The sequence below is a fragment of the Nocardia vulneris genome (assembly GCF_001613425.1).
In the GTDB taxonomy this organism is placed as follows: Bacteria; Actinomycetota; Actinomycetes; order Mycobacteriales; family Mycobacteriaceae; genus Nocardia; species Nocardia vulneris.
On sequence record NZ_BDCI01000045.1, the window covers coordinates 29372 to 54976 of the forward strand.

Annotated in this window: 24 protein-coding genes; 10 read left to right on the forward strand and 14 right to left on the reverse strand. The window is 69.5% G+C overall.

Features of this window, described 5'->3' with window-relative positions; translation table 11 throughout:
* Window positions 1-23 precede the first annotated feature (23 nt).
* Window positions 24-476 carry a hypothetical protein gene (locus NVU01S_RS37655; RefSeq protein WP_043678982.1) on the reverse strand — a complete coding sequence of 151 codons (453 nt, stop codon included), beginning with the start codon at window positions 474-476 and terminating at the stop codon, window positions 24-26.
* A 155-nt stretch (window positions 477-631) separates the two neighbouring features.
* On the opposite strand from NVU01S_RS37655, the gene NVU01S_RS37660 reads away from it, so the two are divergent.
* Window positions 632-1603 (forward strand): SDR family NAD(P)-dependent oxidoreductase, encoded by a 972-nt coding sequence (locus NVU01S_RS37660; RefSeq protein WP_043678900.1) that lies wholly within the window; start codon window positions 632-634, stop codon window positions 1601-1603.
* Between the two features lie 19 nt (window positions 1604-1622).
* Here NVU01S_RS37660 and NVU01S_RS37665 read toward each other — a convergent pair whose 3' ends face one another.
* Window positions 1623-2378, reverse strand: coding sequence for an alpha/beta fold hydrolase (locus NVU01S_RS37665; RefSeq protein ID WP_052281198.1), 756 nt, complete (start codon window positions 2376-2378; stop codon window positions 1623-1625).
* 147 nt (window positions 2379-2525) lie between these two features.
* On the opposite strand from NVU01S_RS37665, the gene NVU01S_RS37670 reads away from it, so the two are divergent.
* The gene (locus NVU01S_RS37670) at window positions 2526-3230 is read left to right on the forward strand and encodes a class I SAM-dependent DNA methyltransferase (RefSeq protein WP_043678903.1); all 705 of its coding nucleotides are present in this window, start codon (window positions 2526-2528) and stop codon (window positions 3228-3230) included.
* On the opposite strand, the gene NVU01S_RS37675 is transcribed toward NVU01S_RS37670, so the two are convergent.
* Window positions 3221-4825, reverse strand: coding sequence for a DNA polymerase Y family protein (locus NVU01S_RS37675; protein WP_043678906.1), 1605 nt, complete (start codon window positions 4823-4825; stop codon window positions 3221-3223). The two genes, NVU01S_RS37670 and NVU01S_RS37675, sit on opposite strands and share 10 nt — an antisense overlap.
* Window positions 4826-4865: 40 nt before the next feature.
* Window positions 4866-5654 carry a DnaE2-dependent mutagenesis accessory factor ImuA' gene (gene imuA' / locus NVU01S_RS37680; RefSeq protein WP_043678909.1) on the reverse strand — a complete coding sequence of 263 codons (789 nt, stop codon included), beginning with the start codon at window positions 5652-5654 and terminating at the stop codon, window positions 4866-4868.
* A 262-nt stretch (window positions 5655-5916) separates the two neighbouring features.
* Between imuA' and NVU01S_RS37685 the strand changes: the two genes are divergently transcribed.
* Entirely contained in the window at window positions 5917-7038 is a 1122-nt protein-coding gene (locus NVU01S_RS37685; protein ID WP_043678912.1) for a serine/threonine-protein kinase, read from the forward strand.
* 57 nt (window positions 7039-7095) lie between these two features.
* Here NVU01S_RS37685 and NVU01S_RS37690 read toward each other — a convergent pair whose 3' ends face one another.
* Together NVU01S_RS37690 and NVU01S_RS37695 are read right to left on the reverse strand one after the other, a co-directional pair.
* Window positions 7096-7731, reverse strand: coding sequence for a response regulator (locus NVU01S_RS37690; RefSeq protein ID WP_082032360.1), 636 nt, complete (start codon window positions 7729-7731; stop codon window positions 7096-7098).
* A gap of 98 nt (window positions 7732-7829) precedes the next feature.
* Window positions 7830-9068 (reverse strand): ATP-binding protein, encoded by a 1239-nt coding sequence (locus NVU01S_RS37695; RefSeq protein ID WP_156161876.1) that lies wholly within the window; start codon window positions 9066-9068, stop codon window positions 7830-7832.
* A gap of 268 nt (window positions 9069-9336) precedes the next feature.
* Here NVU01S_RS37695 and NVU01S_RS37700 point away from each other — a divergent pair, with 268 nt between their 5' ends.
* Both NVU01S_RS37700 and NVU01S_RS37705 read left to right on the forward strand, forming a co-directional pair.
* Complete coding sequence (locus NVU01S_RS37700) at window positions 9337-10917, forward strand: PspC domain-containing protein (protein ID WP_043678918.1); 1581 nt, start codon at window positions 9337-9339, stop codon at window positions 10915-10917.
* On the forward strand, window positions 10910-11125 hold the full coding sequence (locus tag NVU01S_RS37705) for a hypothetical protein (RefSeq protein WP_043678922.1): 216 nt from the start codon (window positions 10910-10912) through the stop codon (window positions 11123-11125). The genes NVU01S_RS37700 and NVU01S_RS37705 overlap by 8 nt, the downstream gene beginning before the upstream one ends.
* Before the next feature lie 65 nt (window positions 11126-11190).
* Here the strand turns inward: NVU01S_RS37705 and guaA are convergent, their stop codons facing one another.
* Window positions 11191-12768 (reverse strand): glutamine-hydrolyzing GMP synthase, encoded by a 1578-nt coding sequence (gene guaA / locus NVU01S_RS37710; protein ID WP_041563402.1) that lies wholly within the window; start codon window positions 12766-12768, stop codon window positions 11191-11193.
* A gap of 371 nt (window positions 12769-13139) precedes the next feature.
* Between guaA and NVU01S_RS37715 the strand changes: the two genes are divergently transcribed.
* The gene (locus NVU01S_RS37715) at window positions 13140-13940 is read left to right on the forward strand and encodes an alpha/beta fold hydrolase (RefSeq protein WP_043678925.1); all 801 of its coding nucleotides are present in this window, start codon (window positions 13140-13142) and stop codon (window positions 13938-13940) included.
* Between the two features lie 52 nt (window positions 13941-13992).
* Here the strand turns inward: NVU01S_RS37715 and NVU01S_RS37720 are convergent, their stop codons facing one another.
* Both NVU01S_RS37720 and guaB read right to left on the reverse strand, forming a co-directional pair.
* Complete coding sequence (locus tag NVU01S_RS37720) at window positions 13993-15147, reverse strand: GuaB3 family IMP dehydrogenase-related protein (protein ID WP_043678928.1); 1155 nt, start codon at window positions 15145-15147, stop codon at window positions 13993-13995.
* 283 nt (window positions 15148-15430) lie between these two features.
* Complete coding sequence (gene guaB / locus NVU01S_RS37725) at window positions 15431-16975, reverse strand: IMP dehydrogenase (protein WP_081869290.1); 1545 nt, start codon at window positions 16973-16975, stop codon at window positions 15431-15433.
* Between the two features lie 293 nt (window positions 16976-17268).
* Here guaB and NVU01S_RS37730 point away from each other — a divergent pair, with 293 nt between their 5' ends.
* A complete protein-coding gene (locus tag NVU01S_RS37730) occupies window positions 17269-17682 on the forward strand; it encodes a DUF5319 domain-containing protein (RefSeq protein ID WP_011207424.1) in 414 nt (137 codons plus the stop codon).
* Window positions 17683-17888: 206 nt separating this feature from the next.
* Here the strand turns inward: NVU01S_RS37730 and NVU01S_RS37735 are convergent, their stop codons facing one another.
* From NVU01S_RS37735 to NVU01S_RS37745, 3 genes are all read right to left on the reverse strand, one after another.
* Entirely contained in the window at window positions 17889-18950 is a 1062-nt protein-coding gene (locus tag NVU01S_RS37735) for an anti-sigma-D factor RsdA (protein WP_043678931.1), read from the reverse strand.
* Window positions 18943-19521 (reverse strand): sigma-70 family RNA polymerase sigma factor, encoded by a 579-nt coding sequence (locus tag NVU01S_RS37740; protein ID WP_014981830.1) that lies wholly within the window; start codon window positions 19519-19521, stop codon window positions 18943-18945. Before NVU01S_RS37740 ends, NVU01S_RS37735 begins: the two co-directional genes overlap by 8 nt.
* A 168-nt stretch (window positions 19522-19689) precedes the next feature.
* Complete coding sequence (locus tag NVU01S_RS37745; protein ID WP_082032361.1) at window positions 19690-20550, reverse strand: hypothetical protein; 861 nt, start codon at window positions 20548-20550, stop codon at window positions 19690-19692.
* A gap of 625 nt (window positions 20551-21175) precedes the next feature.
* On the opposite strand from NVU01S_RS37745, the gene NVU01S_RS37750 reads away from it, so the two are divergent.
* The 3 genes from NVU01S_RS37750 (at window position 21176) to NVU01S_RS37760 (ending at window position 22661) form a co-directional block, all read left to right on the forward strand.
* Window positions 21176-21469: a WhiB family transcriptional regulator gene (locus NVU01S_RS37750; RefSeq protein ID WP_014981828.1), complete on the forward strand. Its 294-nt coding sequence runs from the start codon at window positions 21176-21178 to the stop codon at window positions 21467-21469.
* A 363-nt stretch (window positions 21470-21832) separates the two neighbouring features.
* Window positions 21833-22408 (forward strand): sigma-70 family RNA polymerase sigma factor, encoded by a 576-nt coding sequence (locus NVU01S_RS37755; protein ID WP_014981827.1) that lies wholly within the window; start codon window positions 21833-21835, stop codon window positions 22406-22408.
* Window position 22409: 1 nt separating this feature from the next.
* The gene (locus tag NVU01S_RS37760) at window positions 22410-22661 is read left to right on the forward strand and encodes an RskA family anti-sigma factor (protein ID WP_043678935.1); all 252 of its coding nucleotides are present in this window, start codon (window positions 22410-22412) and stop codon (window positions 22659-22661) included.
* Between the two features lie 84 nt (window positions 22662-22745).
* Here the strand turns inward: NVU01S_RS37760 and groL are convergent, their stop codons facing one another.
* Entirely contained in the window at window positions 22746-24356 is a 1611-nt protein-coding gene (groL, locus tag NVU01S_RS37765) for a chaperonin GroEL (RefSeq protein WP_043678938.1), read from the reverse strand.
* Window positions 24357-24487: 131 nt separating this feature from the next.
* Window positions 24488-24787 (reverse strand): co-chaperone GroES, encoded by a 300-nt coding sequence (gene groES, locus NVU01S_RS37770; protein ID WP_014981824.1) that lies wholly within the window; start codon window positions 24785-24787, stop codon window positions 24488-24490.
* Window positions 24788-25605 lie beyond the last annotated feature (818 nt).

Here is a 25605-nt window from a genome sequence, read left to right on the forward strand (position 1 = left end):
GTGCATCACCTCCTCGGGCGGGTTCAGCTCGACAGTGGTTCGGTCGAGCCGCGGGCCAGCGCGGCTTCGACGCGTTCGAGTTCGGACCGGATCAGCGCGCCGTACGCGTCGGCGGCGAGGACATCGAGGTGCCCGCGAGCGATGGTCAGCTGCATGCGCGCGGTGTCGAAATCGCCGACGCGGCGGTGGCTGTCGGCCAGGTTCAGATACAGCGACGGAAGGAAGCTGCGTAGCCCCTCGTCGAGCGGAATGCCGGGGCCGAACACCGCGGCCAGTGCCCGCCGATCCCAGAGCAGCGCGTCGGCGGCCGCGCCTTGGAGATCCGCCAGATGATGCGCGATCACGCAGCGGTGCAAGGGATCACCGCCCTCCCCGATCTCGTCCCACAACTTCTCCAGCGCCTGTCGCGCCGCCGCCGGGTTCCCCCCACCGAGCCGCACCGCGGCAAAGATGTCCGCCATCCGATCGTCCGCCATGCGCCGAGTATCGCACATATGTTCGATCGATTTCGAGGGGTTGTTCGACCCGTGTTCACCACCTCGGCCGCCGACCCGGAAAGTGATCAGCGCCACTTGGCAGGTAAACTTACTTCGGAGTAAGTTCGTGCCAAACAACCTGCAAAGGAGCAGCGATGACCGAGGCCTCCGCTGACGCTGCCGGCGCACGTCGCCGCCGTAACCGTGATATCGCCGGACGGCATGTCCTGATCACCGGCGCCTCGTCCGGCATCGGCCGGGCGGCCGCGATCGCCGTCGCGGGCAAGGGCGCCACGGTGTTCCTGCTCGCACGCCGCGCCGACGAACTCGCGAGCGTGGTCGAGGAGATCAAGGCCGCGGGCGGCAGCGCGTACGCCTACCAGTGCGACGTCACCGACTCCGACTCGGTCGATCACGCCGTGAAGACCATCCTCGATGAGCACGGCCACGTCGACATGCTGGTGAACAACGCAGGCCGGTCGATCCGGCGCGCGATCCACCGCTCCACCGACCGGCTGCACGACTTCGAACGGACCATGGCGGTCAACTACTTCGGCGCGCTGCGGCTGACGCTGGCCCTGCTGCCGCAGATGCGCGAGCGCAAGTTCGGCCACATCGTCAACATCAGCAGCGCGGGCGTGCAGGTGGCGACGCCGCGCTTCGCGGCCTACCTGGCCAGCAAGGCCGCGCTGGACAAATTCGCCGAGGTGGCCTCGGTGGAGACGATGGCCGACGGCGTCACCTTCACCACCATCCACATGCCGCTGGTGCGCACCCCGATGATCACCCCGAGCGGCGACCAGGGACCGTCCGAATCCCCCGAGTGGGCCGCGGCGACCATCGTGCGCGCGCTGACCGAACGCCCCAAGCGCATCGACGTGCCGCTGGGCACCTTCGCCGAATACGGCGCGCTGCTCACGCCCAAGTTTCGCGACCGCATCCTGCACCGCTACTACCGCGCCCTGCCGGACTCCCCGGCGGCCAAGGGCGAACAGGTGGAGGAGACCGAGGACAACGCCGAACCCGCTGTGTCCCAAGCGGAACCACGTCCACGATCGGCGGCCCGCCGCGTCACCGGCACCGCCCTGCGCCGCGCGGCCCGCTGGGTGCCCGGCACCCACTGGTGAGCCGAGCCGCTCGACGCGCTCAGGCGGCGAGGAACGGGTGCACGGCGGCGGCGAACTCGCGATAGCGGTCGCGGTGGATGCTGTGGCCGCAGGTGAACGCGGTGACCGTGCAGTCGGGGACGGCGGTGCGCAGGAACTCCAGCTTTACCGGGTCGACCATGCCGCCGGGCCCGCCGCGCAGCACCAGCGTCGACGCGGTGATGTCGGACAGCCGATCCCACCACTCCGGGTTCGGCTTGCGGAACTGCTCGAGCGCGGTCCTGGTCATGGACCGGTCGAAGGCCAGCACCGCGCGCGGATGCCGGACCAGGCTCGAGGTGGCGTGCCAGAGTTCGGGCATGGTCGGGAAACGCCGGGTCAGGCGTAATTCCTCGGCGCCGGACTGCAACGGCAGCGGGCATTCCTCGATGACCAGGCGACGCACCAGTGCGGGACGCTGCTGCGCGACGCAGGAGACGGCGTAGCCGCCCAGCGAATGGCCGACCAGATCCACCGAGGTCAGCTCCAGCCGCTCGCACAGGCGCAGTACGTCGGCGCCGAACTCGTCGAACCGATACGACTCGGTGTGCGCGCTACGGCCGTGACCGCGTAGATCGGGGATGATCACCCGGCGGCCCGCCTGCACCAGGGTCCGCGCGAACCGGTCCCAGGTGTGCCCGTCCCCGCCCATGCCGTGCACCAGCACCACGGGCACGCCGGAACCCGCGGTCGCCCCCGAGTCCCGGTAGGCGATCCGCACGTCACCGCATGCCAGCTCGGCCGCCGTCAGATCCACGATCTTCGAGAGTACCGGGGTCGCGGCGGCCGGACCTGCGACTTGTCACCCGGATCACGTGCGTCGATCAGCACAGATCCGCGGTGCCTGCGGCGCCGCCGGGAAAACTTCCTGGCGAAACCCGTTGTGCCGCGCAATACTCCGGGCATGCCGTCCTTCGCGGAGTACGACCGCCGAAACTATCCCACCGTCGACGTGGCCACCGGATACGACGGCTGGGCGCCGACGTACGAGAACACGGTCATGGACGAGATGGATATCGCGCTGCTGGCCCGGCTGCGCCGACCGGAGTGGGGCCGGGTGCGGCGGGCCGCCGACCTCGGCTGCGGGACCGGACGGACCGGCGCCTGGCTGCGCACCCAGGGCGTCGAAGAGATCGACGGGGTCGACGTGAGCACCCAGATGCTGCAGCGGGCCGCACAGCGCGGCGCGCACAGCACGCTCACCACCGGCGACGTGCGCGACACCGGACTGCGCGGCGGGGCCTACGACCTGATCATCGCCTCGCTGGTCGACGAGCACCTGCCCGAGCTGGCGCCGTTCTATGCCGAGGCCTGGCGGCTCGCCGCACCCGGCGCGCGGTGCGTGCTGGTCAGCTTCCACCCCCAGTTCATGATGGTGACCGGCATGCCGACGCACTACACCCCGGCCGGCGGCGCACCGGTGGCGATCAGCACCAACCTGCACCTGCTCAGCGAGCACCTGACCGCGGCGCTGGACGCGGGCTGGGTGCTCACCGAATTCGCCGAGGCACTGATCGACGAGGCCTGGCTGGCCGCGAAGCCGAAGTGGACGCAGCTGCTGGGGCAGCCGTTCACCATGGCTTCGGTGTGGACCCGGCCTCAGTCGTAAAGCCCTTCCGCGCGCCAGTTCTCGTCGTAGTAGAGCAGCAGCAACACCCGCACCTCGGCGGCCGCGCCGTCCAGCTGCACCTGGGCGCGGGCCGTGAAAGTGGCTGCGCTGTCGGCCTTTCCGGGGGTTTGCGGCGCCCACCAGCGCTCGTCCACCGGCCACGGCCCGGCCCACCCGGTCAGCCGCCACTGCCTGCTGCCCCAGCGCAGGCGCGACGGGTCGGCGCTGAACAACGCGCGTTCGGTGATCCGGATCGGCGCGCCGTCGGCGTCCTCCAGGTGCACCACCGGGCGGTGCAGCAGGATCAGCGCGGGCGCGGGCTCCGGCAGCCGACCCGGCCACGGCAGCGCCGGATCGGCGGCGGGCACGAGCTCGTCGCCCAGCGCGACCATGGTGACGCGCTCGGTGGGGCCGCGACCGCCGCTGAGCACGCCGACCCGCACCGCTTCTCCGCCGAGCAGGCCCTGCACCCGGACGAGCGCACGACGGGCCCGCTCGTCCTGTTCCCCCACACCGCCCCACAGGCCGAGCTGCAGCGCACCCGCGGCCACCACCTCGACCGGGTCCAGGCGCAGCCGGACGACCGGCGCGGTGGGCCGGTCCCGGTGGGTGAGCCAGCCGTCGAGCTGCCAGCGCACCCGGTCCGCGGTACCCTCCGGGGTCAACGGCTCCGCGCAGCGCCAGATTCGGGAAAGCTCCTCTCCCGCTTCGGTTTCGGCGGAAATCGAGAGCCGGGTACAGGCCAGCCCGGCGGCCGCGAGCGCGGCGTGCAGGCGGGTGGCGAGCAGGCGGCCCGCGAAGGCGGCGGCGTCCACCCGCTCGATCGGTGGATCGCAGGGGTACTCCACCGTCAGGTCTTTCGGCGGCGGCCGCGCGGCGGGCGGCCGCTCCGGCTCGGCATTGGCGCTGCGGTGCGCGAGCACCGCGTCCGCGCCGAAGCGCGAGGCCACCTCGGCGGTGGACAGCGCGGCGAAATCACCGACCCGGCGTAAACCCAAGCGGTGCAACAGATCCACCAGGTCGGTCCGCTCCGGAGCAGCCAGACTCGGCTCGACCGCCAGCTCGTGCACCGGCAGCGGCGCCAGGAAGCGCGCGCCGTGCCCGGCGGGCACCAGCACGCCGCGCCGAGCGGCGATCACCGCCGTGGACACCTCATCGGCGATGCCGACCTGCGCCTCCACCCCGGCGGCGGCCGCGGTGTCGACCAACCGCTCGGCCGCCACCTCCTCGGAACCGAAAAACCTTGCGGCGCCCCGGGCCCCGAGCACCAGCAGACCCGGCCGCAACACCTCCACACCGGGCACCGTCTCGTCCACCGCCGCCACCACCGGCTCGAACAACCGCGCGTCCCGATCCGGATCCGCCTGGGCGAGAAACAGATCGGGGCAGCGGGCCTGCGCTTCCCGGCGCTTGAGCCCGCGCCGCACCCCGTCGGTGCGCGCGACCGCCGAACACGCGACCACCCGATTAGCGAACAGCACCGCCACCGGCCGCGTCGCGGGTAGCCCGGCCAGCGCCGCCGCGGCGACCGCGGGCCAATCCGGGCACCACAGCGCGAGCACCCGGGTCGCCTTTCCCGACTTCGGACGAATCATGGTGCCGCTGAGCCGTTCCCGCGCACCGGGGCCGGGTACCTCACGAGGCGGCCTCGTCGGCGTCGACCACCGGCACGGCCCGCCGGCCCGTCTCGTGCCGGACCCATTCGACCCGGCCCGCCCGCGAACACAGGTCGAGCCTGCCGCGCCGGGGCTGCCCCTCCTTGCCGTGCACCTCCACCTCCAAGCCGAGGGCGCGCAGACGTCCCCGGCCCCGGCCGAGCCCCGTGCAACCGGCGACGCGCGCGTCGAGCCGCAGGGTGGGGCCGGGCCAGCGACCGTCGGTGACCACCAGCGTCGAGCCCTTGTTGCGGGCGCGGGCGGCGATCACCCTGGTGCGGGCGGGCGGCACCGCCGCGCCGCTCAGGCCGAGCACGACCAGGTCGAGACCGTCGAGCAGGACGGCGGCCACCTCCACCGGGTCCTGGCCCGGGTCGGCGATCACGGCGAGCCGCTCCAGCTGGGCGCCCATCTCCGCCGCGGCGAGCAGGCCGAGCCGCGGCACCCCGACCACCGCGGCATGGCCGCCTGCTCCGGTCACCGCGGCGACCAGCCCGGCGAGCAACGAACGCGCCCCGGTGTAGGACACGACGGAACCTTTGGCCAGCCCGCCGTCCGGCAACAACTCGGCGAGCGGCGGCGGCACCGCGAGCACCTCCCGGCGCAACCGCGCCTGCGCCGGTACTCGTTCGACCGCCGCCGCCCCGCGCCCGGGGATGGCCGCCATCTTTCTGCGCAGCTCAGCCAAGGTCGGCCGGGTCTCTCGACCGGCCGACGGCGACGAGCCCCGCGGTTGTGCCCCCTCCTGCGTTCGCGCATCCGAACCCATCCCTACCACCTACTTCCCACGATGGACCCGGGTCGGCACCGACTCAGCTATCGATCCGTAATCGAATATACGTTCGATACCTGCTCAGTAGAAACCGACCCCCGGGTTCCGTCAAGAGGGCGCACCCGCGGGCGGCGATTTCGAAACGCGGCCGTTGTACAACGACGGCCGCTCAACCCGGTCGTTATGCGGGTGCGACGGCGGCATGCGGTGTCGCCACGAATCAGGCCAGCTAAGCCCATTTTCCGCTACCCTCGCACCCGTGACCGAACGCGCTCGTCCCATCGTCGGCCCCGACTACCTCGTCGCCGGCCGCTACCGGCTGCAGTCGAAGGCGGGCGGAGGTGGCATGGGCGCGGTCTGGCTCGCGCACGACCGGCTGCTCGATCGGGATGTCGCGATCAAGCAGGTCATCTCGACGGCCGGGCTCGACGAGCAAGAGGCCAACGAGATCCGCAGCCAGATCATGCACGAGGGCCGGGTCGCCGCCAAGCTCTCGCACGAGCACGCGATCGCGGTCTACGACGTGGTGCTGGAGGCCGGCGAACCGTGGCTGGTGATGGAGCACCTGCCGTCCCGCAGCGTCGCCAAGGCGCTCGCACTGGTCGAAACCCTCCCCCCGATCGAGGTGGCGCAGATCGGCGCGCAGGTGGCCGACGCGCTGGCCACCGCACACGCGGCAGGCATCGTGCACCGGGACATCAAGCCCGGCAACATCCTGGTCGCCGACCGCGGTCCGATCGTCGGCATGGCCAAGCTCAGCGACTTCGGCATCTCGCGCGGCGCGGGCGAGCACTCCGACGAACCCGACGGCGTGATCACCGGCACCCCCGCCTACCTGCCGCCGGAGGTGGCGCGCGGCGCCCAGCCGACCAAGGCCAGCGACGTGTTCTCCCTCGGCGCCACGCTTTACACCGCGATCGAGGGGCAACCGCCGTTCGGTTTCGACGAGGACCAGGACGTCGTGGTGACCCGCGCGGCCATGGCGCAGATCATCCCGCCCACCCGCAGCGGCATGCTCACCGAGGCGCTGCTGCACATGATGGAGCCCGCCCCGCAGCGACGGCCGACGATGGCCGAGGCCAGAGACGAAATCCTCACCGCCGCTTTCGGTCCCGGCACCGGTCCGTACATTCTCGGCGCGCCGGTACGCACCGAGGACGGCACGATTCCGGCGTGGGCGGCCCGCAATTCGGCCTCCGGCTTACGCAGCCCGCACTCCACCCCGTTACCCCGCCCGCACCGCACCCCCGCGAGCACCGCGGCGGCCCCCGCCCCACAGCGCACGAAGGCCCCGCAGCCGAGCAGCGCTCCGCTGGCCATCGCCGTCGGCCTGCTGATCGGCCTGATCATCATCATCGCGATCATCGTCGCGGTGATGTAAGCACCTCTCCCCCAAGACAACCTGCCCGGAGCGGGCGGCCGTTCGGGTGCGGCGAACTCAGTCGATGCGGCGCCGATGCGCCCAGCGGGTGAGCGCATTGCGATTGGACTGCTGGGTTTTGCGCAGCACGTTGGAGGCGTGGGTCTCCACGGTTTTCACCGAGATGAACAGGTTTTCGGCGATCTCCCGATAGGTGTAGCCGCGCGCGAGCAGGCGCAGCACCTCGAGTTCCCGCGGGGTCAGCGAATCCAGTTCCGGATCCAGCGGTGGTTCCGGAACCGGCGACTTACCGGTGAACGAGTCGAGCACGAAGCCGGCCAGGCGCGGGCTGAACACGGCGTCGCCACCCGCCACCCGCCGAATGCCGTCGGCCAGTTCGGCGCCCGAAATCGTCTTGGTCACATAGCCTCTGGCGCCTGCCCGGATCACCGCGATCACGTCTTCGGCGGCATCGGACACGCTCAGGGCCAGACATACCGGCCCGTCCTCGATACCGCCGAGCACCGCGACACCACCACCGTCGGGCATGTGCACGTCGAGCAGCACCACATCCGGCTTCGCCGTGTTGATCCCGGCGATCGCCTCGGCCACCCCGCCTGCCTCACCGACCACTTCCATGTCGGCTTCTCTGCTCAACTCCGCCCGCACACCCGACCGGAACACTGCGTGATCGTCGACGAGAAAGACTCGCACGGTCACCTATCCGCCTCTCCGCGTACTCCGCCGGACATGAAAGCCACCGCGCTGTCGCCGCGGGCCGCCGGCCGCACGCTGAGTCTAATGAAAAATCGTCACGGCACGGGTTGCCGGACTTCGGCCTGCGCCGCCGGCTCGGCGGCGGCGTCCTCCTGGCCGCCGGAATCCGTGCGCGGCATGAAGATTCGCACCTCGGTGCCGCGTCCCGGATGGGACAGGATCTCCACTTGACCACCGCGGCGTTCGATGCGGCCGCGGATGGACTTGGCCAACCCCTGCCGGTCCTGCGGTACCGCCGCGGCGTCGAAACCGGTGCCGCGGTCGCGCACGAAAATGCTCACCTGATGGGGTTCGGTCTCGGCGAAGAGATCGATCTCCGGGACGCCCGCGTGCTTCGCGGCATTGACCAGTGCCTCCCGGCTGGCGCCGAGCAGCGCGGTGAAATGTTCCTTGGGCAGGCCGGATCCGGTGTCGCCGAGATCCATCGAGACGTCGCCGACGGTCACCGGGGCGACCTTCACGCCGTGCTGGTCCTCCACTTCACCCGCGATGGTGCGCAGCGCGACGGCCAGACTCGACTGCGCGGGCCCGGCATCCTCGAACAACCACTTGCGCAGTTCCCGCTCCTGGCTGCGCGCCAGCCGCGCCACCTCCTGCGGGTCGTCGGCCTGCCGCTGGATCAGGGCCAGCGTCTGCAAGACGGAATCGTGCAGGTGCGAGGCGATCTCCTCGCGTTCCTCGTTGCGGATGCGCGCCGCGCGCTCGGCGTTCAACGCCCGCATCATGCGCAGCCAGAGCGGCACCGTCAGCAGCGCCGCCCCGACCAGGGTGACCGCCACCGCGACGAGCGCGGACCCGAGCGAGCTCAGATCGATCCGGGCCAGCACCACCACGCCGAGCCCCGCCACGATCAGCGTGCCGCCCGCGACGATGCGCGCCCAGGTCACCACCGAGGGACGGGCGGGCAGGCCGAGCAGCGAGCGCGGACCGTCGGCGTCGTATTCGCGCCAGACCAGCGCCGCGCCGATGGCCACCACGATGATCGGCACGATCACGCTCGCCGCGGTCCCGCTGAACAACCAGGACACGCCGATCGCGAGCGCGAGCCCGAGCAGGGCCAGGCCGATCGCCTGCCGCCGCTCCGAGCCGGAGGCCTTCACCACATCGTTGCCACCGGGGGTGAAGATCCACAGCAACCCGTAGGTGACGATGCCCGCGCCGAACGCGGACAGCAACACGAAGGCGATCCGTACCTTGAAGACGTCGATGCCGAGGTGATCGGCGATGCCGCCCGCCACCCCGCCGACGATCCGGCCGCCCGAGCGCCGGACCATCCGCGCATGCGGCGCCCGCCCGGGGTCGAACACCGGCGCCGGGCCGAAACCGCGCACAGGATCGAACCCCCGCGTGGCTTCGAACCCCCTGGTGTCGAACGAGGGCGCAGACGGGTACATGTCTTCGATAGTGACACGCGCCCCGGCAGCTAGCTATCAGGAATCACCCTGATCTTCGCGCGCACCCGCCGCTGACCGGCCGGTCCAAAGGATGGGGGGAATTATTCAGGGTTCCCCCCGATGTGCGGATGCGCTGGTCAGGCACAGTATGGGAACCATGACGAAAACGAGCTTCGGGGACCAGCTCCAGCACATGTGGCGCACGCGGCCGGTGCGGCTGCCTCGACAGGGGCCGATCGCCGGCGTCGCGGCCGGGTTCGGCCGGCGGTACAACGTCGACCCGGTGCTCGTTCGCGTGGCGTTCGTGGTGTCGGCAATCTTCGGTGGCGCCGGCGTCGTGCTGTACCTGCTCGCCTGGCTGCTGTGCAGCGAGGCCGGGGATCAGGCGTCGGCGGCCGAGTCGCTGGTGGGGAAGGGCCACAGTTCCCAATCGCAGACCAAGACGATCGTGTTGATCGTCGCGCTCGCCATCGCGGTGAGCACGATGGGTCCGGTCGGGGTCGGCCTCGGCGGCTCGGGGCTGATCAGCCTCGTGCTGATGCTGGCGGGCTGGTGGATGCTGCATCTGCGCAACCCCGCGGCGCCGCCCGGCACCACCAGTGAGTTCAGCGGGTTGATGACCGACGACGGCATCACCGCCACCGGGTATCCCGGCGCCGCCTTCCCGCCGGGCGCTCCGCGCACCGCCGGAGCCATGTATGAGCCGCCGACCAGTGTGTACACCCCGTACACCAAGCTGCCGGACGCCTACATCCCGGCTGCCACCGCCCCCGAAACCGCGCCGCCGCAACCGGATTCGCCCGTTGCCGCCGAAGCGCCCACCGCCGTGCTGCGGGTGGACGAGCAGTCGACGACGATCATCGACCTCGAAAAGCCCGATACGCCGGACGAACACAGCACCGTCCTGCTGGACAAGCAGAGCGCGCCGGTCGAATCCGCCGACGACATCCAGGACGCCGAGATCGTCCCCGATCCCGCGCCCGTACTGCGCAAGGACGCTCCCGCCGGGCGACTCGACACCGGATCGCCGTCCGGTGCAAGCAGATCCGTAGCGTTCGACCGCCCGGCGCCGCCGTCCTGGGATCCGCTCGGCGTCGCGCCGCTCGCCTGGGACCTGCCCGAACCGACCCCCGTCCGCACCGTGGTCGCGCCCCCACCGAAACGCCCACGCTCCCGGCTGACCCCGGTGGTGATCGGCCTCGCCATCCTGGCGGCCGCGGGCGCCGGTGCGCTGGCCGCCTCGGGCGTCGAATGGATGACGCCCGGCCGGATCGCGGCGGTGGCGCTGGCGGTGGTGGGCCTGGGCCTGGTGCTCGGTGCCTTCCTGCGCCGCGGCTACGGACTGCTGGTGCTGACCGCCCCGCTGGCCGGCTTCGTGCTGCTCGCCTCGGCGATCGGCCCGGTCGAACTCGATCGCGCCGCGATGGGCGAACACGTCTGGACCCCGACCTCGATCGACCAGTTGGACGCGAAGTACCGGATCAACATGGGCGCGGGCAAACTCGACCTGCGGTCGCTGAATCTCAGCGCGAATCGCACCGTCGATATCAATGTCCGTATGGGCGACTTCCAGGTGCTGGTGCCCGCCGGCATGACGGTGCGCACCAAGTGCACTGTGGCGATGGGTGATTGCGTCAACGGCATTACCGGACCGAATACACCCGACACCCCCGTGCTCGACCTGCAGGTCGACGTCCGGGCCGGCTCGATGGCGGTGCAACGTGGCTGACAACTCGTACAACGAGACCGACACCAAGCGCGGCCCGTCCGCCTCGCTGCTCATCGTCGGCCTGCTGGCCCTCGGGGTGAGCGCCTGGGCCTTCATCGGCCCCGAGTCGTGGTCGAAGACCAGCGGGGTGCCGCTGGGCTGGATCGTGGTGCTCGCCGCCATCGTCATCGGCGTGGTGCTGGTGGTCTCCCCACGCAAACGACGCTGAACACGCCACACAGGAAAGGCCCCGTCCGGTTCGGACGGGGCCTTTCCTGTCGGGTCAGTGCCGGATCACTCCCATTCGATGGTGCCCGGCGGCTTGCTGGTCACATCGAGGACGACCCGGTTGACCTCCGGCACCTCGTTGGTGATCCGGGTGGAGATCCGCTCCAGCACCTCGTAGGGCAGCCGGGTCCAGTCGGCCGTCATCGCGTCTTCGCTGGAGACCGGGCGCAGCACGATCGGGTGACCGTAGGTGCGGCCGTCGCCCTGCACGCCGACGCTGCGCACATCCGCGAGCAGCACCACCGGGCACTGCCAGATCTGCTTGTCGAGCCCGGCGGCAGTGAGTTCCTCCCGCGCGATGGCATCGGCCTGGCGCAGCGTGGCCAGCCGATCGGGGGTCACCTCGCCGACGATCCGGATGGCCAGGCCGGGGCCGGGGAACGGCTGCCGGCCGACGATCTCCTCCGGCAGGCCGAGCTCACGACCGACCGCGCGCACCTCGTCCTTGAACAGCAGGCGCAACGGCTCGACCAGTTCGAATTCCAGGTCGTCGGGCAGGCCGCCGACATTGTGGTGACTCTTGATGTTCGCGGTGCCGGTGCCGCCGCCGGACTCCACCACATCCGGGTACAGCGTGCCCTGCACGAGGAATTCGACCTTCGAGCCGGTGTCCGCGGCATCCGTGCCCTGCTCGAGCACGACCTCGGACACCGCGTCCTCGAACGAACGAATGAACTCGCGCCCGATGATCTTGCGCTTCTCCTCGGGGTCGGTGACGCCCTTCAACTCGCCGAGGAACTTGTCGACCGCGTCGACGGTGACCAGCTTGGCCCCGGTGGCGGCGACGAAATCCTGCTGCACCTGCTCACGCTCGCCCGCGCGCAACAGGCCGTGGTCGACGAACACACAGGTCAACCGGTCCCCGATGGCGCGCTGCACCAGCGCGGCGGCGACCGCGGAATCGACACCGCCGGACAGGCCGCAGATCGCGTGCCCGGTGCCGATCTGCTCCCGCACCCCGGCGATCAGCGATTCGGCGATATTGGCGGGCGTCCAGGTGGCCCGGATGCCTGCGATCTCGTGCAGGAAGCGGCTGAGCACCTGCTGGCCGTGCGGCGAATGCAGCACCTCGGGGTGGTACTGCACACCGGCCAGGCGGCGGGCCCGATCCTCGAACGCGGCGACCGGCGCGCCCGCGGTGGTGCCGGTGACCTCGAAGCCCTCGGGGGCATCGGTCACCGCGTCGCCGTGGCTCATCCACACCGGCTGGATGGTGGGCAGGCCGCCGTGCAGCAGGCCGCCGTCGATATTGAGTTCGGTGCGGCCGTACTCGCGGGTGCCGGTGTGCGCGACCGTGCCGCCGAGCGCCTGCGCCATCGCCTGGAAGCCGTAGCAGATGCCGAATACCGGCAGGCCCAGATCGAACAGCCGCGCGTCCAATTGCGGTGCGCCCTCGGCATACACGCTGGCCGGACCGCCGGACAGGATCACCGCGAGGGGCTGGCGCTCGGCGATCTCCTCCACCGTGGTGGTGTGCGGGATCACCTCGGAGAACACACTCGATTCGCGGACCCGCCGAGCGATCAACTGTGCGTACTGCGCGCCGAAGTCGACGACGAGGACCGGTCTCTGTGTTTGCGCCACCGGCACAGTTTAGTGAGCGCGCCGCACGAGCGAATCATCGGCACCGCGGTGCCGCTACCAGCACCGACGAGGCTGTCTCGGTAGTACGCGGGCACCGGCCGTCGCGGGCGTCGCGACGAGCATCCGCACAGCGAAGGCCAGGGCGAGCGAACTGTCGGCACCGCCGACACGCGGCCGCGATGCCCGATCTCGAGCGCCGCGGCGCCGAACCCGGCCGCCCCGCAACGAAGTCCAGCGATCCAGGTCGCGGCCCTCCGGACCGCTCGGCGCGGGCGATTTCGGCACTCGCCGCACCCACGAACTCCAGCAAGTAATCGGGCGACCCAGCAAATCGGCCCGCGAGCCGGTGCCCCGCTGGCTATCCTCGTGCAGTGCCATTCGCCCGCGCGATCGACGCCGACATCCACTACGAGGACAGCGGCGGGAGCGGCCCGGTGGTCTTGCTAGCACATGAATTCTTCATGGACCGGACCATGTTCGCGGCTCAGATGGCCGCGCTGGCACCGGAATTCCGGATCGTCTCGTGGGATGCCCGCGGCCACGGTCGCACCAGGGACGAGGGGTTGCCGTTCACCTACTGGACCGCGGCCCGCGACGCACTCACGGTGCTCGACCACGTCGGCGCCGAACGGGCCGTGGTCGGCGGCACCGCGCAGGGCGGCTTCACCGCCCTGCGGACCGCGCTCATCGCGCCGGAACGGGTCTCGGCACTGATCCTGATCAGCACCGAGGCGAACGGCCCGACCCCCGAACAGTCCGACGCCACCCAGAAGTTCCTCGAGGAGTGGTACGACGACGGCTCGCGCCAGCAGGCGGCGCACCAGCTCGCGTCCTGGCTGATCGGCAACGACAACTGGTACCGCACCATCTGGACCACCCGCTGGCTGCTGCGCGACTGCCGCGGCATCGAGGTGGCGGCGGGCTGCCTGCTCAGCCGGGACTCCGTGCTGGAGCGGCTGTCCGAAATCACCTGTCCCGCCTTGGTGATCCACGCCACCGACAGCGGCATCCCGCCCGACCGGGCCAGGCAGCTGACACACGGCCTCACCGGCTCGACCTACGTCGAGATCGCGGGCGCGCGGCTCGCGGTCACCATGACCCATCCCGACCCGGTGAACACCGCGATGCGCCGCTTCCTGCGCGAACGCGTCATCCCGAGCATCGCCCGCTGAAACAGTTACGGCGAGCGCGGAATTCGCGACGCCGTGCGCTCGGCCCGGGCAATCAGCCGCGGACGCTGAGGCCGACCTTCTGGAACTCCTTGAGGTCGGAGTAGCCCGCCTTGGCCATCGAACGGCGCAGACCGCCAACGAGATTCAGCGAGCCGAACGGGTCGTCGGAGGGGCCGAACAGCACCTGCTCCAGGCTGGGGCGCACCGCATCGCCGGAACCCTCCTCCTGGTCCCACTCGACGCCGAGCAGCGAACCACGGGGCACCGAGGGGTGCGCGGCGGCCGAGGGCCAGTACCAGCCGCGGCCGGGCGCCTCGGCGGCCACCGCGAGCGGCACCCCGAGCATCGCGGCGTCCGCGCCGCAGGCGATCGCCTTGGCCAGCTGACCGGAGGTCTCGATATCGCCGTCGGCGATGACGTGCACGTACCGGCCGCCGGTCTCGTCCAGATAGTCGCGGCGCGCGGCCGCGGCGTCGGCGATCGCGGTGGCCATCGGCACACCGATGCCGAGCACCTCGCGGGTGGTGGTCGCGCCGGGGAACGAGCCGTAGCCGACGATGACACCCGCCGCGCCGGTGCGCATCAGGTGCAGCGCCGTCCGGTGATCGCTCACCCCGCCCGCCACCACGGGCACGTCCAGCTCGGCGATGAAGGTCTTGAGGTTCAACGGTTCACCGTCGCCGACGTGTTCGGCGGAGATGATGGTGCCGTGCACGACCAGCAGATCGACCCCGGCCTGCACCAGGGCGGGCGTCAACGCGCGCGCGTTCTGCGGGCTCACCCGCACCGCGACGGTCACCCCGGCCGCCCGCACCTGCGCGACCGCGGCCGCAAGCAGCTCCGGCTGCATCGGCGCGGCGTGCAGCTCCTGCAACAGCGCGACGGCCCGCTCGTAGCCGCCCTTGCCGACCAGCTCGAGCAGTTGCTCGATCTTCGCGGCGACGTCCGCGTGCCTGGCCCACAGGCCTTCACCGTTGATGACACCGAGCCCGCCGAGGCGGCCGAGTTCGATGGCGAACTCCGGCGACACCAGCGCGTCGGTCGGGTGCGCGAGGAACGGGATCTCGAAACGGTAGGCGTCGAGCTGCCAGGACAGCGACACCTGCTTCGACGAGCGGGTCCGGCGCGAGGGGACGATATCGATATCGTCCAGCTCGTAGGTACGCCGGGCGGTCCGGCCCATGCCGATCTCGACCATGTCGCGCACGTTTGTACTCCTATCTATCGGCCGCGCGGGCGCGGCGTGTTCGTGGCCCCCTCGTGTCTTGCGCGCGAGCCGTCGAGACTCGCCGCGCGAGACGGGCCACGAACGGCGCTCGTGAGACTCGCGCTGTGGTGACCTTGTCCTGACCGGAGGTCGCGGCCCCAGGCTAGTCGCAGCCAGGTCAACGGCCGCGCGGACACGGCACGCCGGGCCCCGTCATCGGGGTCCGGACGCGCCACTGCGGCCGCTGTTCGCCCGGCGGCGCACCGCCGGGTTCCTACCTCCGCTAGCCGCGGCCGGTGTAGTTGGGGGCCTCGACGGTCATCGTGATGTCGTGCGGGTGGCTCTCCTTCAGACCCGCCGCGGTGATCTGCACGAACTGCGCGTCCTGCAGATGCGCGATGGACTGCGAGCCGGTGTAGCCCATGGCCGCGCGCAGACCGCCGACGAGCTGGTGGATGACCTGGTTCACCGGGCCGCGGAAGGGCACCCGGCCCTCGATGCCCTCGGGCACCAGCTTGTCCTCGGCGAGCACGTCGTCCTGGAAGTAGCGGTCCTTCGAAAAGGACTTCGCCTGGCCCCGGCCCTGCATCGCGCCGAGCGAGCCCATGCCGCGATAGCTCTTGAACTGCTTGCCGCCCACCAGGATCAGCTCACCCGGCGATTCGGCGGTGCCCGCGAGCAGCGAGCCCAGCATCACGGTGGACGCGCCCGCCGCGATGGCCTTGGCGATATCGCCGGAGAACTGGATGCCACCGTCGGCGATCACCGGCACACCGGCGGGCTTGCACGCGGCCACGGCCTCTAGGATCGCGGTGATCTGCGGCGCGCCGACACCGGCGACCACGCGGGTGGTGCAGATGGAGCCGGGACCGACGCCGACCTTCACCGCATCCGCGCCCGCCTCGACCAGCGCGGCCGCGCCGGCCCGAGTGGCCACGTTGCCGCCGACGACCTGGATCCGGTCGCCGACCTCGGCCTTGACCTTGGTGACCATCTGCAGCACCTGCGCCTGATGACCGTGCGCGGTATCGACGATGAGCACGTCCACGCCCGCGTCGGCCAGCGTCATCGCGCGCGACCAGGCGTCCTCGCCCACACCGACCGCGGCGCCGACCAGCAGGCGGCCGTCGCGGTCCTTGGTGGCGTTCGGGTACTGATCGGTCTTGACGAAGTCCTTGACCGTGATGAGGCCGCGCAGCCTGCCGTTGCCGTCCACGATGGGCAGCTTCTCGATCTTGTGCCGGCGCAGCAGGCCGAGCGCCGCCTCGGCGGTGACGCCTTCCTGCGCGGTGATCAACGGCGCCTTCGTCATCACCTCTTCGACCCGGCGGTTCTGATCGACCTCGAACCGCATGTCGCGATTGGTGATGATGCCCACAAGGGAACCGGTCTCGTCCACCACCGGCAGGCCGGAGATGCGGAACCGGGCGCACATGGCATCGACCTCGGCGAGGGTGTCCGACGGACGGCAGGTCACCGGATCGGTCACCATGCCCGCCTCGGACCGCTTCACCGTCTCCACCTGCGCGGCCTGATCGGCTGCTGCGAGGTTGCGGTGCAACACGCCCATGCCGCCGGCGCGGGCCATCGAAATGGCCATCCGCGCCTCGGTCACCGTGTCCATCGCCGAGCTCACCAGCGGGGTCCGCAACCGGATCTCCCTGGTCAGCTGGCTGGACGTCTCCACAGAACTGGGGATGAGATCCGAGGCGGCGGGCAACAACAACACATCGTCGAATGTGAGGCCGAGCATGGCGATCTTGTGCGGATCGTCACCACCCGTAGATGGGCGGACAGCAGTGCGTTCGCCCGATACGGGATTACTCATTCGGATCGACCCCTCCTGGACGTCGACAGCGAGCGGCGCCGGGGTCACCGGCGTCGTGCGCAGCTGATGGGATGGACTGGTGGCTCCGGATATCGTGTCGGGTGCTCGCCGGAGCCTGACACCATGGTATCTGTCCCGCAAACTCACCGACCAAGTGAGCCCACCGGGCGGCGCAGCCGACGCGAAACGCCCGGGCACGGGGCGACAGCGCGGACCGGTGGCGGGTGGGTACCGGCGAAACTTGCGGCCCACATCGCTGGCGCAGACCACCCTGTTCTGCGTACCGTGGGGATGTGCGTGACCATCTACCACCTGGCTTGCCGCCGGATCCCTTCGCCGGAGACCCCTCCGACCCGTCCGCCGCGCTCGATGCCATCGAGCCCGGTGAGCCGCTGGATCCCCATGAGCGCCTCGCGGTCGAGGAGGATCTCGCTGATCTCGCCGTCTACGAGGCACTACTAGCGCACCGCGGTATCCGCGGACTCGTGGTCAGCTGCGAAGACTGTCGGCAGGACCACTACCACGACTGGGACATGTTGCGCGCCAACCTGCTTCAGCTACTGGTGGACGGCACGGTGCGCCCGCACGAGCCCGCCTACGATCCGACGCCGGAAGCGTACGTCACCTGGGATTACTGTCGGGGCTACGCGGATGCCTCGATGAACGAGGCGTTCCACGGCGACGGCTTCGACGGTTTCGACAGCTGAGCGGTTCGACCGCCGAGCTTCGTCCCTACCGCGCCGCGCCGATCGCCCGGACCCGCGCTACAGCGCCCTGTGGCGCTGTGATTTTCGCCGCATAGATCTCCACCGCACAGCCCCCGCGACAACCCGGCCGGACCGCCCCGAAAAGACAGAAAACCGACCGCCGTTCGGCAATCGGTTCATGTCTTGTTCGTTTGTGCTGCGATCAGTCAGCTGGTGCTGGGCAAACCTGCGCCGGACGGCACGGCGAACGTCGGCCCCGAGTTGCCCGTCGGCGGTTTGGTCACCGGCTGGGTCGGCGCACCGTTCGAATCGCCGGTCGGCTCGACCACCGTGGGCCCGGACACCGTGGTGGGTGTCGCAGGCTGGGTGGTCGGCTCGACGGTCGGCGGCGGCGTGGTCACCGGCGGCGTGGTCGGTTTGTCGTCGGTCGGCTCGGTCGGTTCGGTCGGCTTGTCCGACGGATCGCCCGGCTTCGTCTGCAGGATCGAGTTGTCCGGCGTGGTCTGCACCGGCGGCACCGGCTTCGTGGGCTTGACCCCACTACTCGGCGACGGCGTCACCGGGTCCGACGTGCCGTTGTTCAGCTGGTCGGCCAGGTCCTGACGCACCTTGGCCAACTCGGCGACGAGCCGGTTCCACTCCTCCATCGCCTCGGTGTGCTTCTTGGGGTCGCTGATCTGCCCGGCATTCTCCTTGGCCGCCGCCAAGCGCTGCTTGGCCGCAACGGGATCCTGCTTGACCAGCTTGCCGGCCTCGCTCAGATCGCTGTCGGTGCGCTGCACCACGGTGCTCTGCGCCTGCTCACTGAACACGACCTCTTTGAGCCGCCACAGCGGATCATCCGGCTCGGCGTTGTAGGAGAACGCCGTCATACCGCCGAAGACCAGGGCGAGTGCCGCCGCGGCCCCGAGGAGTGGGCGGACCAGCCGTAGTCGGCTGCTGCCTTGGCCCCTTATCTGTACCTGACGCGCACCGATCTCCTGATTGACCGCGGCCACGATCGCATCCAGATCGGGTGCGTCGGCCATCGGCGGAGCGATGAGCTCCGCGCGCCAGTCCGCGAGCAAAGCCGCGAGCTGATACTCCTCCGCGCTGTCGGTGCGCACCTGGCCATCGCTTGCGATGGCATCGATCAGCACATCGTCGCGGCGTACCGCGGCGATGTCGACCGGGCCGGTGTCCCCTGACGCGTCGGCGTAGGGACCGCTGTTTCGCGATCCAAGCCGCGCTTTCCAGTCGCCCCGACCGCGCCCGCCATCCCTAGCCATACATTTCACCTGCCCTCGCCACTTGAGACTTGAGTTTCGCGAGTGCCCTGTGCTGAGCCACTCGTATCGCGCCCGCCGTACTGCCCATGGCGACTGCGGTTTCTTCGGCTGACAAACCCATGACCAATCGCAGGATCAAGATCTCTCGATGTTTCTCGGGGAGTGTCGCGAGCAGACGGTTCATCTGCCTGCTCGTCTCCGATTCGAGAGCGCGTTGTTCCGGACCATGGTCGGTGGATATGACATCTGGTACTTCGGCCATCGCCTCCGCCTTGTTACGGGCGGCGTTGCGATGGGCGTCGGCGACCTTGTGCGAAGCGATTCCGTAAACGAAGGCCATGAAGGGCCTGCCCTGGTCTTGATACCTGGGCAAGGCGGTCATCACGGCCAAACAGACCTCCTGCGCAACGTCGTCCGCGGAGAGCTGCCCACGCTCCGCGGCTCCGATCCGCGCGCGGCAGTAGCGCACCACCAGCGGGCGGATCATCTCCAGTACCTGAGCTAAAGCGGATCTGTCGCCCTGCGCAGCGGCAGCGACGGCGAGGTCCAACTCTTCGCCCGTGTTCGTCATCGTCAGAGAGATTCCTGGCGTTACAAGTGGCACGGTCGGTGTTGACCGGTGCTTCCACCGAAGCGGCGGAACGGAACTAACAATAGCGATACAGCGCGCGGAACAAGGCAACTGGGAGCGCATGCGTACACGAATTGCGCGCGGCCCCGCGGCCGCCGGGCGCGAACCTCATCCCACGGTCATCGGACGGAACCGCCCGCCACGTCGGACGATGGTCGCCGCGCAGTCCTCGGCCTCGGCGGCGGCGCCCGGGACGGACAGGCCGGCGCGCAGCATCGCGCTCGCCCAGCGCAGCGGCAGCAGGCCGTGTTCGCGGCACTGCGCGCCGACCTGTTCGGCGAGTTCGCGCGACCGGTCGTGTTCGTTGGCCGCCGCGGCGGCAGCGGCGACCAAGAGGCGGGACTTGACCCGATGCCGCACCGAGGGACTGTGCTCGGCGAGTTCGAGCGCGGCGGCCGCGTCGCGCCGTGCCGGCTCGACAAGGCCTGCGGCGAGCGCCGTTTCGGCGCCGACCCAGTGCCTGCGCAGGGCGGGCCGCCAGCCGAGTTCCCCGCCGGGCAGCAGTTCGTCCACCCGTTGCAGCAGCCGCCAGGACAGCGCGAGACGGCCGGTGCCGAGCGCGTCCGCGGCGAGACCGGTCAGCGCGTCGCAGATCGCTTCGGCGGCGGGGAAGCGAGAGTGGGCGGGGTCCGCGCGGTCTCCCAGCGCTCGCGCCGAGACCAGCGCGGCCGCGCGACCGTCGTAGGCGGCGGCGCGGGCGTGCCAGCCGAGCTGGCGCAGCAGCGAACCCGTGGTGCTCGCGGCCAGCGAAAGCAACACCGGATCCGTGCTCGCGCCGCCGATAATTCGTAATTCCACGCGCGCCGCCGCATAACGTCCCTGTCCGCCGAGAATCACCGCTCGATACCACGAAGCGAGCGCACCGGGTGCGGTCGGCAACTCGGCAGCGGCGAGGCCGGGACGGGCGCCGAACGCGCCGTCGGCGAGGACCTCGATACGGGGATCTCCGAGCGGAGCAGGCACGAACACCGCCGCACTGTATACCGGGCACACCCCACACAGTGACCGGGAGAAAGACCGGAAACAACCAACCGGCTACCGCACAGCATTTACGACGACTATGTCATGTTTCCGTCAGGTAAATCTCATCGACGTAATCCCGAGGTGGCCGTGATCGTTATTCACACGCGTTTCGCGCAATTTACCTGGATGCCCCGTTTTCGCCATCTCGGCGCCGCACGCTGCAGCGGCCGCCGGACGCCATCGTGACCGCCCCCACACCGGCCAGCGCCAGCTCTGAACGGTTCAGATCTCCAAAAAACGCACTCTACCTGCGAAAATAAGCCCAGATCACGGGCAGCAGCGACCGATGCGCCTCTGGTCAACCGATCAGTATCGCCGGAACCAATGCGAAAAGTAAACAGCTCAGAGGTTAAATTTCGCAGCCTAAGATTTGGAAAACTGCTGCGCCGAACTATTGACGGAATTTCGCGGCTGGACCTAACGTAGCTCATCGCCACAGTCGGCGCCGCGCGAAATTGCAGCGACCGCAACGGGCAGCACAGGGGCACTCGCCGACACAGCGCCGTGGCCTACAACTTTGCAGAACAACTGCTCGACAACGCTGACGAGCTCGCACCACGAGGAGTTCACCATGCCCATGCCCACCCACCTCCCCGGGCCGAACGCCGATGTCTGGGATTGGCAGATGCGAGGGTCCTGCCGTGGGCAGGACTCCGCCGTGTTCTTCCACCCCGACGGCGAACGTGGCCGTGCCCGTACCGCGCGCGAGATGCGCGCCAAAGAGATCTGCCGGGCCTGCCCGGTGCTGATGCAGTGCCGCAGCCATGCCCTCAAAGTCAGCGAGCCCTACGGCATCTGGGGTGGCATGTCCGAAACCGAACGCGAGATGCACGCCCGGCGCAATCGCCGCCGCATGGCGGTCTGATCCAAAAATTTTCCCATCCATGTGGCGCGGCGCGCCGAATCCCTAGCAAACAACCGGCAGGCGATATGCGGTCACCACCGCGGCGCCGCCGGTGCCAAAGGCCAGAAGCCAAATAACCTGACGAGCCCTGCGTTTCGCAGTTAATTTCGGCGTGTCACGGCGTGTCTCAGCTCGAGATGCTCCGGCGTGTCGAAGTTTTCCGCAAAGTCGCTGGGCCACAGTCGGTTTGCCGACACCCCAGTCGAAGGGAGGTCATAGCGGCCCGCTACGGTGGTGACCGATGACACAGAATGGAGCGTTGTGACAACGCGGCAGCCGGCCGCAGAGGGCGACTCGTTCCGAAGAGATGCCTTCCCACCCGGTGTGGATTCTGCGGTTACGGCCCGCGCCGCCGAAAGTATCGAGCTCGCCGCCTTGCTGGACAAGTGCGGCCAAGCCGACCAGGAAGCCTTCGCCGAGCTATACGACCGGACGTCCGCGCGCGTCTTCGGTCTGGTGCTGCGCGTCCTACACGACCCCGGATACGCCGAGGAGACGACCCAAGAGGTCTATCTACAGATCTGGCGCACCGCCGCCAGTTTCGACCCCGACAAGGGCTCGGCCGTGACGTGGTTGATGACGCTGGCACATCGGCGAGCCGTGGACCGGGTCCGCGCCGAGCAGGCGCACACCCAACGCGAGGTCGCCTACGGCATCCGGGTGCTCGGTAACGAATTCGACGAAGTGACCGAAGAGGTAGAGCGAAGGCTCGAACAGCAGGCCGTCCTCGACGGTCTCGCGACCTTGACCGAAACCCAGCGAGAAGCCATCTCGCTCGCCTACTACGGCGGGCGAACCTATGCGGAGGTAGCCCACTACCTTGGCGTAGGGTTACCGACCGTTAAGTCCCGAATTCGGGACGGATTGACACGACTCAAAAGAAGTTTGGGGGTGACGTGAGATGAACGAACGCCAGGTCGATCTCGCGCACACCGTCGCGCTCGGATCGATCGACGACGAAGACCACCATGAGGTGCAGGAACTGCTCGACACCGAGGACCCCGCGCTACGTGCGGAGTTCATCACCGAGATCCGGCGGACGCGCGAGGCCCTCGCGACGCTCGCCACTGCTTCGGCCAGCCAACCGCCCGCAGCGTTGCGGAGTCGGTTGCTCGCCACCATCGCGGCCGAACAGCCGCCCGTAGCCTCTTGAGCACATAGCAGCCACTCGAGCACATAAAACGAAGGCCCCCGGACGATGTCCGAGGGCCTTCTCCGGTTCTACGCCGGGGTCAGCTCAGTGGCTGTGCCCGTGGTGGCTGTGCTCCGGCGCCTCTTCGGCGGGCTTGTCCACGACCGCGCTCTCGGTGGTCAGGATCATGCGCGCCACCGACGCCGCGTTCACCACGGCCGAGCGGGTCACCTTCACCGGGTCGACGACACCGTCGGTGACCAGGTCACCGTAGGTGAGGGTGGCGGCGTTGAAGCCGTCCTTGCCCTCGGCGACCTTGCTGACCACCACGGCACCGTCCACGCCCGCGTTGGTGGCGATCCAGAACAGCGGGGCCGACAGCGCGGTCCGCACCACCTCGACGCCGACCGCCTCGTCGCCGGACAGCGAGTCGCGCAGGTCGCCGAGCTTGGCCGCCGCCTGCACCAGCGCGGAGCCGCCGCCGGGCACGATGCCCTCCTCGACCGCCGCCTTGGCCGCGCTCACCGCGTCCTCGACCCGGTACTTGCGCTCCTTGAGCGCCGTCTCGGTGGCCGCGCCGACCTTGATCACCGCGACGCCGCCGGACAGCTTGGCCAGCCGCTCCTCGAGCTTCTCCCGATCCCAGTCGGAGTCGGTGGCCTCGATCTCCCGCCGCAGCTGCGCGCTGCGCGCCGAAATGTCCTCGGCGGTACCCGCACCATCGATGATGGTGGTGTCGTCCTTGCTGACGACGACGCGGCGCGCCTTGCCCAGCACGTCGAGGCCGGCCTCGCGCAGCGTGATGCCCAGGTCCGGGTTGATCACGGTGCCCGCGGTGACCACGGCCAGGTCGTCCAGGAACGCCTTGCGCCGGTCACCGAAGAACGGCGCCTTCACCGCGACGGCCTTGATCGTCTTGCGGATCGAGTTGACCACCAGGGTGGACAGCGCCTCGCCCTCGACGTCCTCGGCGATGATCAGCACCGGCTTGCCGGATTCGGCGATCTTCTCCAGCAGCGGCAGGAAGTCGGGCAGCGAGCTGACCTTCTCCCGGTGCAGCAGGATGTAGGCGTCCTCCAGCACGGCCTGCTGGGCGTCGATGTCGGTGACGAAGTACGGCGACAGGTAGCCCTTGTCGAACTGCACGCCCTCGGTGACGACGAGCTCGGTCTGCAGCGTCGAGGACTCCTCGACAGTGACGACGCCGTCCTTGCCGACGACAGTCAGCGCCTTGCCGACCATCTCGCCGATTTCCTCGTCCCGCGAGGAGACCGTGGCGACCTGCGCGATCGCCTTCTCGCCGGACACCGGGGTGGCCGCGGCCAGCAGTGCCTCGGCGACCGCGTCGGCGGCCTTGGCGATGCCCGCGCCGAGCGAAATCGGATTCGCGCCCGCGGCAACGTTCTTCAGGCCGGCCCGGACCAGTGCCTGGGCCAGCACGGTGGCGGTGGTGGTGCCGTCGCCCGCCACATCGTTGGTCTTCGTGGCGACGCTCTTGACCAGCTGCGCGCCGAGGTTCTCGAACGGGTCCTCGAGGTCGATCTCGCGCGCGATGGTGACACCGTCGTTGGTCACGGTCGGGCCGCCGAAGGCCTTCGCGAGCACGACGTGGCGGCCACGCGGGCCGAGGGTGACCTTGACGGCGTCGGCGAGCTTGTCGACGCCGCGTTCCAGAGCCCGGCGAGCGTGCTCGTCGAACTCGATCTGCTTTGCCATAAGTCCTATTCCTTGGATTCCAGGGCTTGAGATGACACTGCCCCGGCCCCGCTCAGCGGAACCGGGGCAGTGGCACGACTAGATCCGGGCGGTCGGGTGGCAGCGGACCGTCACCACCGCGCGGAGCGCGGTCACTTGGTGACGACGGCCAGCACGTCGCGCGCCGACAGGATGAGGTACTCCTCGCCCTGGTACTTGATCTCGGTGCCGCCGTACTTGCTGTAGATGACGGTGTCACCTTCCTTGACGTCGACCGGGATGCGGTCACCCTTGTCGGTGACGCGGCCTTCGCCGACGGCGATGACGGTGCCCTCCTGCGGCTTTTCCTTCGCCGTGTCGGGGATGACCAGGCCGGAGGCCGTCGTCGTCTCGGCCTCGTTGGCCTGGACGAGGATCTTGTCCTCGAGCGGCTTGATGTTCACGCTCGCCACGTTGAGCCCTCCACTTTCAGGGGATTACCGGAACTGTTGTTCCGGACCATCGGTATCTGTATCGGTCACAGGTTCTTTCGAGCGACCTGCAAACAGTCGCAAGCGGTAGCCGACCCTGCGCTCAGCCCCGTCGTCGCGGGTGCCGGGACCCCTGCTCAGTAGTCGAAACTGCCTGGCACAAGTACAAAGCACCGAGCGGACGGGTGTCCGGCCGGGCATGTCACACAGTGCCGACTAGCACTCTATACATGAGAGTGCCAGCGCTCAAGGCCGGGCGGTGCCAATTTCGGATCGCCGTGCAGCCCAGGCGGTCGCGACACGCCCAACGCACGCTCGCGGGGGTTCCAAATAGATCCGGAAAACTGTAACGTTCGGATAACGGATTGTGACACTATTGACGACGGTCGCTGTCCGACCACTGTGTTCGTCCCGAACCAGTGCCGTCGGAGACCAGGGGTCGTCAACAGCAGGCACGTCGTCACGGCACTCGGCTTCACCGAATACCTCAGCGGCACCGAACAGTTCAGCGGCACCGAGCAGTTCCACGGCACCGACGCCCCGGAGCCCGCGAACCACCCGGCACCGGGGAACACCCAGCGTCACCAGAACTACGTCTCATCGAGAGCTGCACCAGAGAGCTAGCCACACGTGATCCACCGCCGGTCCCCGCGACCCCACCGGACAACGGGACCGACCGGATTTCGGAGTCCGAACCGTGCGTCGACCACGACGATTCGGCAGTCCAACGAGATGGTCGGCGACGACGAGTTGCTTACGAGAGCGAATACCCCAGCCGCACATGACCATCCGCTCGAAGG

Coding starts and splice junctions, on each gene's coding strand:
- NVU01S_RS37750 (WP_014981828.1), top strand. CDS start 21,176: ATGCCCATGCCCACCCACCTCCCCGGGCCGAACGCCGATGTCTGGGAT.
- NVU01S_RS37760 (WP_043678935.1), top strand. CDS start 22,410: ATGAACGAACGCCAGGTCGATCTCGCGCACACCGTCGCGCTCGGATCG.
- NVU01S_RS37670 (WP_043678903.1), top strand. CDS start 2,526: ATGCCGTCCTTCGCGGAGTACGACCGCCGAAACTATCCCACCGTCGAC.
- NVU01S_RS37675 (WP_043678906.1), bottom strand. CDS start 4,825: ATGATTCGTCCGAAGTCGGGAAAGGCGACCCGGGTGCTCGCGCTGTGG.
- NVU01S_RS37655 (WP_043678982.1), bottom strand. CDS start 476: ATGGCGGACGATCGGATGGCGGACATCTTTGCCGCGGTGCGGCTCGGT.
- NVU01S_RS37660 (WP_043678900.1), top strand. CDS start 632: ATGACCGAGGCCTCCGCTGACGCTGCCGGCGCACGTCGCCGCCGTAAC.
- NVU01S_RS37740 (WP_014981830.1), bottom strand. CDS start 19,521: ATGACGAACACGGGCGAAGAGTTGGACCTCGCCGTCGCTGCCGCTGCG.
- NVU01S_RS37700 (WP_043678918.1), top strand. CDS start 9,337: ATGGGAACCATGACGAAAACGAGCTTCGGGGACCAGCTCCAGCACATG.
- guaB (WP_081869290.1), bottom strand. CDS start 16,975: ATGAGTAATCCCGTATCGGGCGAACGCACTGCTGTCCGCCCATCTACG.
- NVU01S_RS37695 (WP_156161876.1), bottom strand. CDS start 9,068: ATGGTCCGGCGCTCGGGCGGCCGGATCGTCGGCGGGGTGGCGGGCGGC.
- groL (WP_043678938.1), bottom strand. CDS start 24,356: ATGGCAAAGCAGATCGAGTTCGACGAGCACGCTCGCCGGGCTCTGGAA.
- NVU01S_RS37735 (WP_043678931.1), bottom strand. CDS start 18,950: ATGGCTAGGGATGGCGGGCGCGGTCGGGGCGACTGGAAAGCGCGGCTT.
- imuA' (WP_043678909.1), bottom strand. CDS start 5,654: ATGGGTTCGGATGCGCGAACGCAGGAGGGGGCACAACCGCGGGGCTCG.